This is a genomic window from Psychrobacter pygoscelis, assembly GCF_004335015.1.
GTDB classification, from domain to species: domain Bacteria; phylum Pseudomonadota; class Gammaproteobacteria; order Pseudomonadales; family Moraxellaceae; genus Psychrobacter; species Psychrobacter pygoscelis.
Window position 1 is genome coordinate 83,603 of record NZ_RQRU01000001.1, and the last position, 16,637, is coordinate 100,239.

Sequence of the window (16,637 nt, forward strand, 5' to 3'; positions counted from 1 at the left end):
TGACTAAATTTTAATAAACAATAGGGGGTATTACGCTATAAATAATTCTACTTTATAGCGCTATGGGGCGTATTCGACTTCGACATCATAGTCGTCATCATCATCGTTATCCACGCCTTGCTCACGTGCCGCCCGCTTTGCAGCTCGGTAAGCTTCTTTTTGTACTTCAATATTGTGACGAACTTCCGCTTCGAGACGCTCGAATCGCTCTTTTTGTGCTTCAGCAAAGATAGGGTCCTCTTCCTCACGCTCGCGCTCACGCTCAATCTCATTCATTAGATGATACTTGACCGCATCGACACCTTCCCCATTTAGCGTTGAGGTACGAAAGACAATGCCCGTCCAGCCAAGCTCAGCCACAATATGAGTACAAAGATCGTTCAGCTCCTCTTCTGGGACTTGATCAATCTTATTCAACACCAAAATTTGGGGCAACTGCGCAAGCTCGGGAGAGAAGCGCTCAAGCTCGTTTAATATAATCTGTGCATTGCTCACCGGATCACTGCCATCAATTGGCTTAACATCTACTAAATGCAATAATCGGCGGGTACGCGCAACGTGCTTTAAAAAGCGAATACCTAGTCCTGCCCCTTCAGACGCCCCCTCAATAAGCCCAGGAATATCTGCCATCACAAATGAGCGATGCTTACCAATATCGACAACACCTAGATTAGGTACTAGCGTCGTAAATGGATAATTAGCAACTTTAGGTTTGGCCGCTGAAACTTGACGAATAAAGGTCGATTTACCTGCATTTGGAAGACCAATAAGACCCACATCTGCCACAACTTTTAACTCAAACTTCAAGCATTTTAGCTCCCCTTCAAAGCCAGAGGTGGCTTTTCTTGGCGCTTGATTGGTCGAGCTTTTAAAGTGAGTATTGCCAAGGCCACCATCACCGCCTTTGGCAACCAGCAACACTTGACCAATCTCCGTCAGATCGCCTAGTACTTCATCGGTCTCAGTATCAATAATCGTGGTACCGATAGGGACTGGTAGATAAATATCATCTGATCCTTTACCTGAGCAATTTTTGCTATGGCCGTTCTCACCGCGCTTGGCGTCATAACGGCGAGTGTACCGATAATCCACTAGGGTATTGGTGTTGTCATCGGCAATGACAAATACATCTCCGCCTTTGCCGCCGTCACCACCATCTGGGCCACCGCGCGGTACATACTTCTCTCGTCGAAAGCTGACAATACCGTTACCACCATCTCCGGCTTTAACTGTTACGATGGCTTCATCAATAAACCGCATGCTATTTCCTGTAAAATTTTAATAAGCGAATAATAATATGAGACGTGCTTAGCGCTCTGACCCCAATGTGGGATTATACAGCCTATAGCGATAGCAGCTGTAATTTAGCTAAAACGTACAAAGACTTGCTATAGGCTGTTTTGTGATTTTAATATAGTAGCAACAAGCTAACGATAATATGCTTCCTTTCATAAAGCAACACCCGATAACCAAAAGACTATCGGGTGCCCTTTATAAATAATTAAACCACCATAAAATCGAATACTAAAGAACTAATATCGACTTATGACTAGCTATTAAGCAATATTGAGATAGCGAATACCTGCCATCTGGGTGGCGATACGCAATACTTGGGTACTATAACCCACTTCATTATCGTACCAGATATAGACGGTAGCATGATTGTCCGTAACGATGGTCGCTTGAGCATCGATTATCCCTACTTGCTCAGTACCAACGAAGTCAGTAGATACAGCCTCAGTGGAGTCAGAGTAAGCAATCTGCGACTGCCACTGGCTACTGTTAGCGATATCACGAAGATAGCTATTCAACGCATCGACGCTCTCTGGAGCACTCTTTAAATTAAGATTTAAAATAGCCAAGCTGACATTCGGTGTCGGAACGCGAATCGCATTACCAGTAAGCTTACCATTTAGCTCAGGTAAGGCTTTACCTACAGCCTTGGCAGCGCCAGTACTAGTAATCACCATATTGAGTACTGCACTACGACCACGGCGATCTGACTTATGATAGTTATCAATTAAGTTCTGATCATTGGTAAATGAGTGGATAGTCTCTACATGACCGTTCTCAATACCGTACTTATCATTTAAGACTTTTAGAGTTGGGGTAATGGCGTTGGTGGTACAGCTAGCAGCACTAACGATAGTATCTTCCCCAATAGTGTCACTATTCACACCAAATACGACGTTTTTGATATTCCCTTGAGCTGGTGCGGTCAGCAATACCTTTTTGACACCTTTTGCTTGTAGATGCTTTCCTAGGCCTGCTTCGTCTTTCCAAATGCCCGTATTATCAATAATTAAGGCATCATCAATACCATAGGCAGTATAATCGATTTCACTAGGGTCATTGGCGTAGATAATCTGAACAAAACGACCGTTAATAACCATGCCATTATTGTCATCGTCAATGCTCACTGAGCCTGCAAAGGTACCATGAATTGAGTCGCGCTCTAATAATGAAGCTCGCTTAGCGATGTCGCCATCTTTACCGGGACGCACAACGATTGCCTTAAGTTGCAGGCCTTTCTCAGAGGCAGCTTGGCTGAGTAACAGACGGGTCAAAATGCGGCCAATACGGCCAAAGCCATACAATACAACGTCGCTTGGCGCATTTGCTGAGTCGCTATTATCCGACTGTAGAGCGTCACTAATTGCCGCACTGACGTCTTTATCTGCATTAATAAGCTGACCTACATCGATTCTAGCCGCTGTTAAATCGCTATTTTGGGCGATTTCTTTTACTGCATTTAGGGTATCAGCTACTGTTAACGGCTGACCATCTTGGGTTCGGCTAGCAGTATTTTGATGGACAGCTAAGATTCGACTAGTCGAGTTAGTAGCAAGCGCTTCACCAAATAAAGAGACTTGAACATCTTGATTATTATTCAATTGGTTTAATAGACCAATAAGCTCTACCGCAGCTTGCTCTTGTTGGTTATAGTTAGAAAAATGATCACGGTGAAGTTGACGTAGCGTATCAGCGTTGCTCACAAGAACGATCCTTATAGGTTGTAAAATGGGAAAGACAGTCAAACATTATCTGATTAATCAATGACGTGCAAATTAGAAGCAAATTAGGAACTAATGAGTTGGTTGATCATCAGTTATTCTCGTCATTAGAATAACCCAGCTCATTAAATCCAACACTTTTACCCAAGGCAGTCACTTTAAACACTTATCAAAGGTCGAGACCCTGAGATTCGCACGATTGAGTGATTAAAAACTGCCTAGATTCTATCCCAATTCTATATTGGATACCAGTAAAGTAGACTAGAAAAGTCTGGATTCATTGTTGTTTTCTTTACTAACGCACTAATAGATAACAACCCAGTCACTCTCCACGCTAGTAGTAAGGTTTATCATACTGCAATTTAACAGCCTAATTTGGCGAATAACTTAAGCCCAGCTACAGGATAATAAGATATTAATGAAACAGTAAGCATCAAGACAGTAAATAATTGAACTATTCTGCACCCTCTTTGGCATCTTGGGCGCTAACATCTTGCGGAGTCAATTTAAAATTTGACAAATCGTAGCCTTGATTCTGTGCAATAGTACGATATTTTTGATAGGTCTCATCATTCAGATCTGGCGATCGCGATAATATCCAAAGATACTTATTATCCGGCGTACCGACCAATGCCGATTGATAACTGTCATCAAGGGCCAATACCCAATAATTGGCGCGACCGATAGGTGCCCAGCGTAACCATTTAGGCAAAAAGGTAACTTTCAGTTTACTGCCTGCACTATCAACTGGCGTCGCTTCGCCTTCAGCAGTAATTATCTGGCCGTCTTTATCGACACACTGATTCAGTACAGCAATTTTTTGATTGCCTGACGCTTGACTGTCTACTTGGGGGGTATAAGTCGCAGTGACGTTACCAACGCAATGACGTTGAAAATACATTGGCAATCGTCCAATCTCATACCACACGCCAGCATAACGAGATAAATCAACACTGTCGACGGCAGTCGGTACGCCAGAATTTTGGGTAGCTTGTGCACTCATCTTGGAAGAGGAGATATTATTATCTACGGCCGATAGCACGTGATTGCTACTACTGTGACCATCATTAAGCGCGTCAGGGGCAGCAGGAGTAGCCGCATAAGCCGTCATTGCAGCTAGAGGGACAATAATCGTTAGAGCAATAGCCGTGTGCTTCAGTAAACTATTCATAAACACCCGCTCTGATAGCTCAAATGACTCTATCGAATTATCATAATCTGATTTCGCATTAACATCACTTGAGGGATAAAACGGCATAGTCGGCTTGTCTTTGGCACTATGAGTGGAGGGCTTTAAAGTTGATTGGCTAAAGTGACTGTCCTTTTCCACCTCTTCTATATTTTTAGATTGATTTTTAGATCGACCGGTAGGAATGGGGCTGGTTTTAGATGCTAATTTTTTGTAAGCAAAACGCTCGTTCTCGTTACTTTGAGCATCACCTTGACTGTTTCGATTGTTGCGATGAATACTAAAATCATCAAAACTATCTTTTTTTTCTGGTGCTTTTGACTTACTGCTAGAAGGACTGTCATTCATAGAAATAGAAAAAGTAGACAAGTCACGATTTTGACCTAGCTTAACGCTCCTACGCTCACTAATTCGGGATAACTTCTGATCAAAAGGGTGCGTAGTAGTACGCTGCTGGGTATTGTGCCGCTTAGCTTCGTTGCAGTAACGCTCACGTGCTGCATTTTGATCAGTTAGCATATGGATAGAATAATAGGCTAGACTTACTGGCTTGTCTTTATCACGGTTCATAATCGTATCAGATGGTATTAGGACTGGTCATTAGTCAACAAATTAAAAGTTTATTAATTAGAGTAGAAGCTTACAAACACGCTGAATCCCATATCTGTTAATCAGATTTTGATATCGAATCCACTTCGATTCTGTCACTATCAAAACAACGTTAGTCTAAGTAATATCTTTCAAGATTTCTTCAAGATTTTGACTCTAAGCTTCTGATATTAAACATAAAATGGTGCTAAATATTTCGATGCACCATCTAACAGGGCTTATAATAATAACTATTAAACCTTAGCAATAGTGGGGCATTGTGTGAAAAAGATACTGTTTGTAAACTGCATAAAGAAATGTAATTAAATCCCAATCAAATTTAGCAAGTTTAGCAGCCTGCTGGCCTCCCTTACTGACATAAATTTCCCTTGTATGGATTACGGACAGTTAAGCTGACAATCTCTTAGTCCATACTTGTCTTGGTAATAACCGCTAAGCACATATTCTAATAGTTTGTAGAGATACCTTCCGTTATATCTACCAAAATACTAGTCTATTGCAGAAACTCTCGAATACCAGCGACACCGTATCCCCCATGTTGACGCGCCTTTTGTATATCATCTATCGACAAACCACCCAAGGCGATGGCCGGCATGTCCATCATTGAACTTAATTCAGCAAACCCAGTCCAACCCAACACCTTTGCCTCGGGATGAGTCTTCGTCTGTCGAACTGGGGAAATAAAGGCAGCAATTAATGGCGGCTGTTGTTGTTTAATTCGTTGATTAGCCAGACGATTGGCAGCCTGAATGCTATCGGTATCATGACAACTGACGACTAACGGTAAATGACAGGACAGACTATCGGCCATAGCGTCCAGACTCTGTGAGCCACTAATGTCCAAAGGCTCATCAGCAATTGACGAAAGTTGCAGCAGCGTCTTATGGGTCAAATGCTGAGCAATGACTTGTTTGTTACTATAAAAGGGTTTAAGGAGGGTCATTTTACTTTGGATAGCTTGGTACTGATCGAGTCGCATGTATTCACTTGGGTACTGACTGTCTTGCTGAGTCTGTGACTGGTTGAAGTCATACGCCATAAGCGATATCCAGTCAGGTAAGATAACGTTGATATCAGGTCTTTTTTGCAGCAGTTCTGCAACGCATTGAATGGTCGTATTGATAATCGAAACTCGCTGTTCGAGACTATTATCTTCAGAGCTGACTATCAACTCATCGGCTTTAGGACGACAATATACTGTGGCCGCTGATGCTAGAAAGCGGACATGATAGTCTACCCAAGCCTTTATAGGCGCCTCTGCCTCCTGAAAGTGACTGAGCGGATAAGTAATGGTTAGCGTACTGGGGAGTAAAAGCCATGCCAAGATAGGGCTATTCGCTGCTGGCAGCAGATAGCTTCCGGCGATAAGCTCTGCCTTATCTACCCACTGCAAAGGTTGACCTTCAAGACCTAAGTCATCATTTGCCAGCTGCTCAAATTGTGACTGGCTCAAAGTTACCTGAAAAACATGCAGTCGGACTTGCTTATCACCGTAATCATGACTGATTCGACCCAGCTTAGTCAGCTGACTCTCTTGTAGACGCAAGCCAATCTCTTCTTTAACTTCGCGGCACAATGCTGTTGGCGCGGACTCGCCTGCTTCTACCTTACCGCCTACAAACTCATAACGATCCCCTTGATGCTGTTGGCTGTTACGATAGGCAATCAAAAAACGCTGCTGATAGTGGATCACTGCCACAGCCACCTCAACCAATCGCTGTTTTTTATTTGTCGCTGTCATTTACTCACGCCCTCATCATTAGCTGGTAATAATATATCGTCGCAGTATAGCGATGATTCAGCTTCAGTCATTTTTATCGTACTCTACAAAAAGTACTTACCGTACTTATTCTTAACATGTATATGTAAAACAATAACTTATTTTCTTGATAGCCAACATTTCCGACCACTCTTTATCATAATAGCAATCAGTTTGATTACACAATGTTACATAAATATAGCGATTTATTTTACTAATACCTTGCATTAATATTTTTTCTAAATGATAATGATTATCGTTAAGTAAGCAACTTAGAGCCACAGTTAATAATTATTATGGAACGATATGAGAGCTTTGGTAAAAAACGCCTAATGAGTCCTCACCCATCGAAGATTATTAACTACTAGTGATTACTTAAGATTCATTCGTATTGATGAGAATGGGATAGATATTGAGTAAGTAATACTTACTGTCCTACGCTCTTTAAATCATTGTTTTGTTAGCCACACCAATCGCAGCCACACCACAAGGAGTACACTATGAGCATGGTCATTTCTAGATACTTAAACTGCCGTGAAAACCGCCTTCCTACCCTTCAGTCTCAGCACCTCTTTGCTTTGACCAAAGAAGTACGGATTGAGCATGAAGGTGAAGAATACCGCCTTCGCTTAACGCGCAATAATCGCTTAATTCTAACTAAGTAAAGAGAATATAAGGGAAAGTAGAACCAAAGGTAGGATAAATAGACGGTTGTCTTTTTATTCCCCAACCACCCTTATGATCTAAAACCTCAAAACGCCTCATTGTGAGGCGTTTTTAGTTGCTACTGATAAATAAAGTTGGACACCCGATATTTTCCTATTGCCCTGCTAGAACTGCCAACTGTATACCACATCGACTACATTTTCAGCCGCTGAGGTTGCCTCGACATACACTCGCCGCGTTAGCTGGTAGCGTACAGACAAGCTATTTTGAGCATTAAACACGCCAACCCCATAGCGGATATATAAGTCTGGAGTAATGTATCCTGTTACATTGACATTGGTATCATCGCTATTGCCTGAGGCGTCCACGGTTAGGCTTTGTAGACCAAAGGCCCGGCCGATCTCATTGGTCAAGCTACGAGTACCACTTAAGCCAAAGCTTAGACCTGCAGCAGCCAGATTATTGGTGACCTCAGACTTAAACCCTTGCTCACTGACTTGCGCGCCGCTTGGATTGCGAATACGGCCAGTGACCAGTGCATTCATGGCTTGCTGCTGAGTCAACCCTGCATTATTAAAGACGATAATATTCGGATTGGCGGTATCACCTTTAACACGGACACCTACATTTTTGCCTTCTATCTCTTTGACCGCCTCAATACTTAGATTGGGTTTCCTAACATCGCCATTAAAGCGAATCTGGGCGTAGTTAAGCTCTAGGTTTTGACCGAAGGCATCGATGTTGGTTCGGCGTGATACCTGAACGACACCTTTTGCTTGCATAGCACCTTGACCACTTTGCTGTACTTCTATCGCCCCTGCTAAAGGTAGCACCGCACCAAACCCTCTAAAGTTGACATCATCACCCAGATCCACACCGATGTTGGCATTGATCGACCAAGGCTTGGTAACTGCCAAGACTTCATCAAGATTGCCAATCAAGCGGCGATCCAAGACCACGACATCTTCAGATTGAGTGATAATATCTTCACTTGCCTCAGGTGGCCGGATGGTCGCACTAGGTACGCTGATAGCCCCTTCAACTTTGACATAACGCTCTGTAGGACGCACGATGATATCGATATCTGGACTCACCTCAGCGACAAGTAGTGGCGGCTGCGTTAGCACCAAACGATTACCTTCGATACTGAGCTTGGCTTGTAACTTTTGTTGCCAGTTAATCGTACCGTCGATTTGACCGGTGCCTGAGCCGCTATTAAAGCTACCATCAACCAGCGCTTCATTACCCCGAATCTTAGCAGTCGCATTTAGATTGGTAAAATTAATCGGCACATCCAATAGGGCTACTCGACCATCACTCAACTCTACATTGCCATAAAAATCAGGCTTGTTCAGTGTGCCGCCTATACCCCCAGCCATGGTAATGTTACCCTCTAAAACACGTATACCTGGGAAGAAGGGCTTAAAGACCGCTAGATTAAGCTCATTGATCACCAAGGCACCTGAGATCGGCTTCGGTGACTTATAAGGATCGACAATCACTTCAGCATAGCCTTTACCACCTTGTCCTGTATTGATATCAGTACGAAGCTTCAGGCCATCTGCTACTGACATGGCAATTAAGGATATCCGCTTATAGGTAACAGTCACTGGACGACTGTCGCCCTCTTGAATCAAGCCTAACTTACCATTGTCAGAGTACAAGGTAGCATTGATATCAGGTGCTGCCCCTTTTTTCCAGCCTACCACCGCCTTACCGTTAATTTTAGCTTGCCAATCTAGATCTTTTGGCATAAATGGCGACAGCAAAGTAGTGTCGATATTTTGTAGCGTCAAATCCACTTGACCCTTGTCAGGCGAGGCGATCAAATTATTACGTAAGCATAGCTTGCCCGACTGATCGGACGCACCCCAACAATGAGCTGCCAGCTGAATCTGGGCAGGCCGCGACTTACCCTTAGTATTAACAGGCAAGGCTGCGATCAGCTGAGCCGGCTGGAGCTGATTTAAGGTGGCATACTTTGAGGTAATCTTACCCTTACCTACTACCCCAGACCAGCGCATATCTTCTCTATTGAAGCCACCTTTCACTAGGGCTGACACACGCCCTTGATCTGTACCAAAAGATACGCTCAGTACATGATCTTGCTCTGTACCATTAAATACAGCATTTAGCTCATCAAAGCTGCGTCCTGCCATCTCTAGATTTTGCGCACTGACGACCAGCTGACTTGGACTATTGGCCATATCAACTATCTTGCCACGGATACGCCCTTCTCTTAACAACAGATTAGGAAAGGCCATTCGCTCACCTACTAAATCTATATAAAGAGTGGGTAGTGCTTGACCTTCAGGCTGCGTGACTGTCGCTCCACCTGAGACTTTACCCGCAAGATTATCGGAAAGCTGATCTAGACTGGTTATATTGACTTTGGCTTCAAGCTGCTTGGCATTACCATTGGCTGTAAGGTAATTATCACCCCATCTTAGTACCAAATTATCAGCATCCAAGCGTTCAATTAAGGCGTTGACCTGCTGATATTTAGCCTCGCTATCTTGTCCTTTTAGCCGCTCAAAATAGGCAGTCAAGTCTTTCGGTAGCTTCAGCTTAGCTTTTAGGCTACCAGCAGCACTAAGCTGCTGACCTTTTAGGGTACCAGTGAGGTTTACTTGATTTAGATTGATATTTTGCTGCGTGTCGCTCCACTGACCATTAGTCAGAACCACACCTGTGATGTTGCTGGGCATGTCAGCAGCGAAGTAGCCTAGATTGAACTGCTGCATTTGCGCCTTGATATCCCAAGCAAGACCTTGGCGCACATCAACAGTACCACTGGCATCAATACTGCCTGCATCCCCAACATGACGAAAGCGCTTGACGGTAATAACTTGCGCGTCGCCACTTGCATCGATGTTAAGTTTACCCGCTGGCAGCTTATCGGTATCGAGAATACCATCAAACTTTAGACTGAAGTTGCCAAGTTTGCCGCTAGGTGCTTTGGTTGACTTATGATTGCCCTTGGCCTGAGTAGCGCCTGCGCGCTTATCAGTAATCCAGCGTCCTGACGTCGTTAAGTCTCCAGTCAAAATAGCTGGATTCTCAGGAACAAAATATCCGACATCAAACTTATCAAAGTTACCAGTGACATTCCAAGCAATATCCTGACGTAGATCAATATCACCCGAGACATCCATCTGCCCAGCCTCGCCGCCATAACGTAGATGACGTAAAAAGACATGCTTTGCCGAGCCATACGCATCCACCGACAAATCGCCTGTCGGCACATCACGGGTATTTACTCGCCCATCAAATCTGGCATCAAAATCAGTAACCTCTCCTGCTATCAAGTCGATTCTACCGTCACCTTTACCGGTCACGCGAAGGTCACGACTGTCTTGACTGGCGTCTAGTCGAACCTGTAAGTCTGCCGCGCCTATGGTAACATCATGACGCTGGCCTTGGACTCGCTTGCTAACTTTGTGGCCATTTCTATTTTGGCTAGTGACGACTTGATTGATATCTATCAGACGACCACTGGCGATAATATTGCCTTCCAGCCGCTCGATAGGTAGATCCTCGCGATAGTTCTTGGGTAATAGCTCATTGGTTATGGCATTGATCTGCCAAGTTAATGGACGATTGCTTCCAGCCAGTTGAATCTCACCCGTTCCACTTAAGTCACCGACGATACCGTTATAGACCACCTTAGGTAAATTGATGGTGTCGCCATTCTTACGCATCTTAACATCATAGACACCAGCTGGTGCGACACTTAATTCTGTAATATTGGCATTGGCATCGACAGAAAGTCTACCGTCTTGAACAATGACATGTGCCTTACCTTCTGGGCTAATGATATTGCCAATCTTAGGCACGTCACGACGCGTCAATGATAGCCAATTGGCATCGATGTACCAAGGCGGTGTCTGAGTAGACTTAGCAGAGCGTCTACCGCGAACCATATCAATGTTAAGCTGCTCACCATCACGCTGATCAAGATCAATATTGATCTGCATATTGCTGTTGGCATTTTTATTTTTAAAGGCGAAGTCAAGCTTACCATCTAAGGTCTTTGGGGCATAAGCCTTATAGTCTTCATACTCTTTAGGGATAGCACGGCGCAGATCAAAGCCGCGACCATGAGCAGTAATATCAGCAGTGAATGCTTGCGACCAATCTAGGACACCGTCGAGTGCTAGGCGGCCCTCTGGAACATCAGCAAGTAGCTGCTCAATCTGCAATTGACTGTTAGCGATTACACCACGGCCTTGATAATGCCCAGATGGGATATCTTTGGCAGTTAGCTCAGAGTTTATTCGCAAACGAATATTAGAGGTGACGCCACTGGCGGTCAAAAGGCCTGACTTAAGATGAATGTCTTGGGACTCCAAATACGGAATCTGCACCTCATCCCAACGTAGCTTGGCTTGAAACGGAGCCTCATCATCAAGACCTTGAGCAACAAACTCACCCTCTACCTTTGAGTCGTTATAGCGACTACTAACCTTACCGACTGTGCGTTTAAGGCTGCCTGTAACACTGACGTTGAGGGGGTCTACATAGACTTTTTCTAGAGCGCTGACAGTAACGATGGCCTTGGCATCAAGTGGATAGTCGCCACTGAGGGTAATCCCACCTGAGAGATTATCCACCTTAACGATATCGGCATACTGCAAGTGGGCTTGGCCCACCTCTACATCACTGCCTACCCAAGTCAAATCTTTGGCAAGAACCCCTTTAATAATAATTGGCTCTTTGGTGACTTGTTTATAGTGAATAGAATCTATTTGTGCTTGATCAAAGCGTAGATTGACTGGGAGCTTTAGGGTGTTATAGTCGTAAGGGTCGCCAGTTGGCGGTTTGCGATTGATAATATCGATTCGATGAATATTGGCGTCTCTTAGATGCACCTCTTTAGAGAAAATTGCCCGCCAGCCTATCTTGACGTACGCTTGATCGACATCAACGTCGATATCCTCAGTAGCAGGGATGTGGATATCCTTGATCCAAATGCCTTCTCTTAGGTTGCCTTTACCATACGCAAACTTAATACCCGTCTCAGAGCTCGCTTTTTCTAGCAAAAATCTAGTGCCCGACTCTGTCCCTGCTACATAATAAAAAGCAGCAAACATGATGACAACCAACAATATCATTATCAACATGAGTTTTAATAAAAAAGACAAGGGATACCAACGACGAACTGCTCTAGCATCACGCTGAGCAGGATCTTCTGAAGAATCCTTCGGAGACGGGGGTGGATTGCTTATCATGACACTCAAATAGGTAAATTAATTAGGGTTCAGCTGGATTGTCGTTATTCGTATAAATTTGAATAACCGATTTAAAAAATAATGATCTTTAACATATGACCGCCAAACCCTTAAATATAGAGAGTTAAACTCAGATGGTGAACTATAATTGTTAAGTTAATCTTCGCAAAAGTTTCTGATTATACTATATTTCCTTAGATTGCTAGCACTTGCGACTACCAGCATTTGTGCCTACAAGGGCGAGCCAATAAAGAAATACAATCTAACAGGGATACTTTCTTCAGTTACACCGGCCGCCACATCCAGTCGAACCACACCTATAGGCGAGGCCCAGCGTATCCCGGTGCCGACACCTATCTTAGTATCGGTCTCAAAGTCAGTATCATAGGCATTGCCCACATCTGTAAAGACGGCCGCTCTAAAGCCAGGCCGGAACTCATAGTTGTATTCTGCACTACCGACGGCTAACACTTGCCCACCAGTCAGATAGCCCTTTTCAATGGGCGATAAGCTCTTATAATCGTAGCCACGGATACTCTGATCGCCCCCTGCTAGGAAGCGCAAATTATACGGCACATCATAGAAGTCATCTGCCCATAGATACCCCCCCTCAAAGCGGCCAATAACCTGATGCTCATTACTTTCACCAAAGCTATAAATACCGCGGACACCCGCACGAGCTATGGCCATATTGGTATCTGTCAATACCCCATCTGCCCCCGCTTCAATACCATAATATTGGCGGATACCTTTAGTCGGATTATTCACATTATCCACATCAAGCTTACTCATGCCATAGCCTAACAACAGAGCTTCTTGAGTCGGCTTTGATGAGGTAAATCTGACTGGTAAGTCGCTACGTCTTGCCTCATCGACGCTAGTCTCTAACTCATCGTGATGATAGCGAATAGAGTACGTACGGTTCCACCCCTCTTCACGGCGAATATTACGGGTTAATGACGCTTCTACCGTATTGGTAGATAAATCAAAGCTACCTTCACCTTTATCTAATGTCTCCTCTCGATAACTCAAGCTTGCATTCAGCGTATCATTGAGCGGATGCTTCCAAGGTCGACTTGCATAGATGGTCGCATTCTTATCCATACGTGATGCTGCTACTTCGAACCCAGCTTGATAACCATCTCGGTTGATCAAATTGTAGTCAACTTTGGCTGTGGCACGAACGCCGGTGTCAGTACCATAGCCGATACCAACTTGAGCATCTCGAGGCTTTTCTGATGAGACATAGACATAAAGGGGAACCTGCTTGGTACGCTTCACCTCTTCAGGAGTTATACGCCCGGAGAGTTTTTCAGGCTTAAGCGCTTGGACTTCATCATCACCATCAGGGAGAATCTTCTTAGCAATACTGCTAATAGAATCACTAATCCGGCCCAATAAACTCTTGGATTCTAGACCTTGTTCATCCAGTACTCGATCATCGGGTAGCGACACCAAGCGCTCAGCTTTTTGTTGGATAGCAATGAGCTTCTCGTGGGTCTGCTCATCCACCTGAAAGTCAATAGGCGCGATATCCTGCTCATCGACCGTATCCTTAGATGGATTTTCATCTGCTGGAACATCACTCTTAGCAGTCAAGTTAGCATCATTTTCTACCGTACTATTGGCAATAGTATCGGCAGGATTCTCAGCATTGAGGATACTTATATCTTCATTATCATCCAAACTATTGTCATTGCTTACCGAACTGTCAAAGCCCAAAGTGGCATTAGTATCTATTGCATCAGTGGGTAAGATGACCTCTACATTGACCGTGTTAAAATAGCGTGTGGCTGATAAGTCATTGCTAAGCTTGGTAATATTAGGTAGGTAATAAGGATCGCCTGACTTGAAGCTCAACAGTTGACGCAGCAGCTCTGGTTTAATGGGTAGCTTATTGGGATCACGCGTCAGCTCATTACTGGCCTCATCATAGGTGAAGAATACCACGTCATCAAACTTATAGCGCTCGCCAGTGTTGTAGATAAGATCGACGTCAGCGGTGTTGTCTGGCAAGATGATATCGACAGATTTATTCAGCCAGTACTTATCGAAATAGCCTTGATTACTACTAAGGGTCTCAATCGCAGCTTTACTGGTCTTATAGACACCGTGATTGAATACTTCTCCTGAATGTGGTGGCAAGGATTCTTCAAGAGCCTGAAACTCTGGTGTATCCCCGCCCTCACCTCGAATATCAATAACCCTATTATCAACAATTACAGGCTCGCCAAGCCTCTCTATAATGACGTCAATATCATCGTCACTCTGACGACGTAGTCGTAACGCCACATCATAGTAGCCGACTGCTTTGGCCGCATTTAAAGCCGTTTGACGCAGCCTTGGCAGCGCCCCAGTAAAGTCAGCAACAGACTGTACCGTGATGTCCTCTAGTGCTGCTTTAATATTATTAATAGGCTGAATATTTTTATCCGCTTTGATCAATTTAGCTGAAGATGAGTTACTCTCTCCTTGCTCAAGATAGACCGTCGCATTGATACGTGGTAACGCGGAATAACCGTCATTAAAGTAGCGATTATAGAGACGCTTAAATATATTGCCATCACTACGTGCGCTCGTCGTATCATCGCTAGCCTTTTCAATACTCTCTGCTAGGGCATCAGACTCTGAGGTCGCTTGATAATCTGGTAAGAAATCTTCAGGATTGATATCTGCGCTCGCCTGCGAGTCACTATTTTCGCCATCCGCTTGCCGCGCTGCCTCTATATGACTGTCTACAATTTGTGCTTGATCACTGCCTTTGACTTGATTGCTTGACTGCTTTGCCAGCTCAAGCTCGGGATCTTGTCGCTCCGTAATATCATTGACGCCATTTAAGCCCTCTGACTGACCACTACTAACCGCATCAGAAACTTGAATGGGCCGATTTAATACATCGGCTTCGGCGTTAGTGACATTATCCTCATTAACGCTTGTGCTGCCAGTATTTCGGTCAGTAGCATCCTCGGCGACAGTATCATTAACCCCTAGGGTCTCAAGGTTACTAGGCGTAGGTAACTTGGCTGCATCAAGCTCAGAATCCAGCCCAAGCGGCGCTTCATTACTGTCTAATGTCGCTACTGGCGCATCGAACTGCGCTGCTCGTTGAACCAGCGAATCAACAACTCCTAGCTGACTGTCAATCTCAGCTGGGCTCATCATCTGATATCCAGAGCGCTGCACTTCCTCAGCTTGCTGATTTAAGGTATCTTCAGAGATAAGCTGCATAGCGCTATCTGGGGGGCTACTATCAGCCGAATCCTCTGAAATATCAGCAACCGCTGGTCTGCTTTGACGACTAGCACTCGCTTGGGACGCAGTCACTCGAGGGTTATTCGGCTGCGAGGAATCTGATTGAGACGCCACCGCGGCTTGTTCCTCACGGTTAGAGGCGCTGTTTATTGCTGCAGTTTTGGGCTGATTGCTACTAGAATTAGTAGATGAGGTCTTAGTTGACGTGGCTTTTTTCGATCTAGGTTTAGGATTGGACGCCTTATCTATCGTTTCTTGCTGATAAGCTTCTAGCACTGACGCATCGACCAGACCATTTTCTACGGCCTTTTTTAGATGTAAGGCGTCTAAGACTTGATGTAAGTCTTCGTCCTTTTGAGCGGCCGCTGCATTGGTAGAGTCGAGCGCTGGGTCAGCGCTATTTACATCTGTATCAGTGTTGGTCTCGGCATAGGCACTACCAAGAGGCAGTAGCATAACGCTACTCATGGCCGTTACTAATGCCGTCTTATAAAATCGGCGCTTGTGGCGAGGCAATCTAGTATTATTTACTTTCTTTGTAGTGCTGTGCGTCACTGTCATCCATACCTTTGCTTTTTGCGTCTTTAGCGTATCACTAGGAATAGTTAAACTTTGTGTCAATGGTAATGATATCTTAAGTCGCATATCAACTCATACCCTTCGGTTCAATTTTTGTCATATTGGATGCCTAGTTCATACACTGCTGTACCCTGATAATATAGCTGCTGCACTATCCATAACGACCAAATATACTAAACTGCCGTACTTTGCTATTGCCTTTGGGACAAGGGTCGACATAATAAAACTTACAAATCATAACCCAGTTGTCAGTGTAATAATAGCTTAGTGTGCATGTATTTATATTTCAGCCTTGCTATTATACGACGTATATTGAGTAACGAAACCCCAAGCTTGGA

General features: G+C 44.3%; 7 protein-coding genes. 1 reads left to right on the forward strand and 6 read right to left on the reverse strand.

The window, feature by feature from the left end; translation table 11 throughout:
• Positions 1 to 60 precede the first annotated feature (60 nt).
• From cgtA to EGV92_RS00325, 4 genes are all read right to left on the reverse strand, one after another.
• A complete protein-coding gene (cgtA, locus tag EGV92_RS00310; RefSeq protein ID WP_131667239.1) occupies positions 61 to 1,260 on the reverse strand; it encodes an Obg family GTPase CgtA in 1,200 nt (399 codons plus the stop codon).
• 296 nt (positions 1,261 to 1,556) lie between these two features.
• Positions 1,557 to 3,005, reverse strand: a complete 1,449-nt coding sequence (locus EGV92_RS00315) for a glyceraldehyde-3-phosphate dehydrogenase (protein WP_131668042.1) — start codon at positions 3,003 to 3,005, stop codon at positions 1,557 to 1,559.
• 463 nt (positions 3,006 to 3,468) lie between these two features.
• Positions 3,469 to 4,773, reverse strand: a complete 1,305-nt coding sequence (locus EGV92_RS00320) for a lipocalin family protein (RefSeq protein ID WP_242678543.1) — start codon at positions 4,771 to 4,773, stop codon at positions 3,469 to 3,471.
• 532 nt (positions 4,774 to 5,305) lie between these two features.
• The gene (locus EGV92_RS00325; protein ID WP_131667240.1) at positions 5,306 to 6,553 is read right to left on the reverse strand and encodes an NUDIX domain-containing protein; all 1,248 of its coding nucleotides are present in this window, start codon (positions 6,551 to 6,553) and stop codon (positions 5,306 to 5,308) included.
• A 524-nt stretch (positions 6,554 to 7,077) separates the two neighbouring features.
• Here EGV92_RS00325 and hemP point away from each other — a divergent pair.
• Positions 7,078 to 7,236, forward strand: coding sequence for a hemin uptake protein HemP (gene hemP, locus EGV92_RS00330; RefSeq protein ID WP_227672156.1), 159 nt, complete (start codon positions 7,078 to 7,080; stop codon positions 7,234 to 7,236).
• A gap of 165 nt (positions 7,237 to 7,401) precedes the next feature.
• Here the strand turns inward: hemP and EGV92_RS00335 are convergent, their stop codons facing one another.
• Both EGV92_RS00335 and EGV92_RS00340 read right to left on the reverse strand, forming a co-directional pair.
• Entirely contained in the window at positions 7,402 to 12,468 is a 5,067-nt protein-coding gene (locus EGV92_RS00335; RefSeq protein ID WP_131667241.1) for a translocation/assembly module TamB domain-containing protein, read from the reverse strand.
• 231 nt (positions 12,469 to 12,699) lie between these two features.
• A complete protein-coding gene (locus tag EGV92_RS00340; RefSeq protein WP_242678544.1) occupies positions 12,700 to 16,365 on the reverse strand; it encodes an autotransporter assembly complex protein TamA in 3,666 nt (1,221 codons plus the stop codon).
• Positions 16,366 to 16,637: the final 272 nt, after the last annotated feature.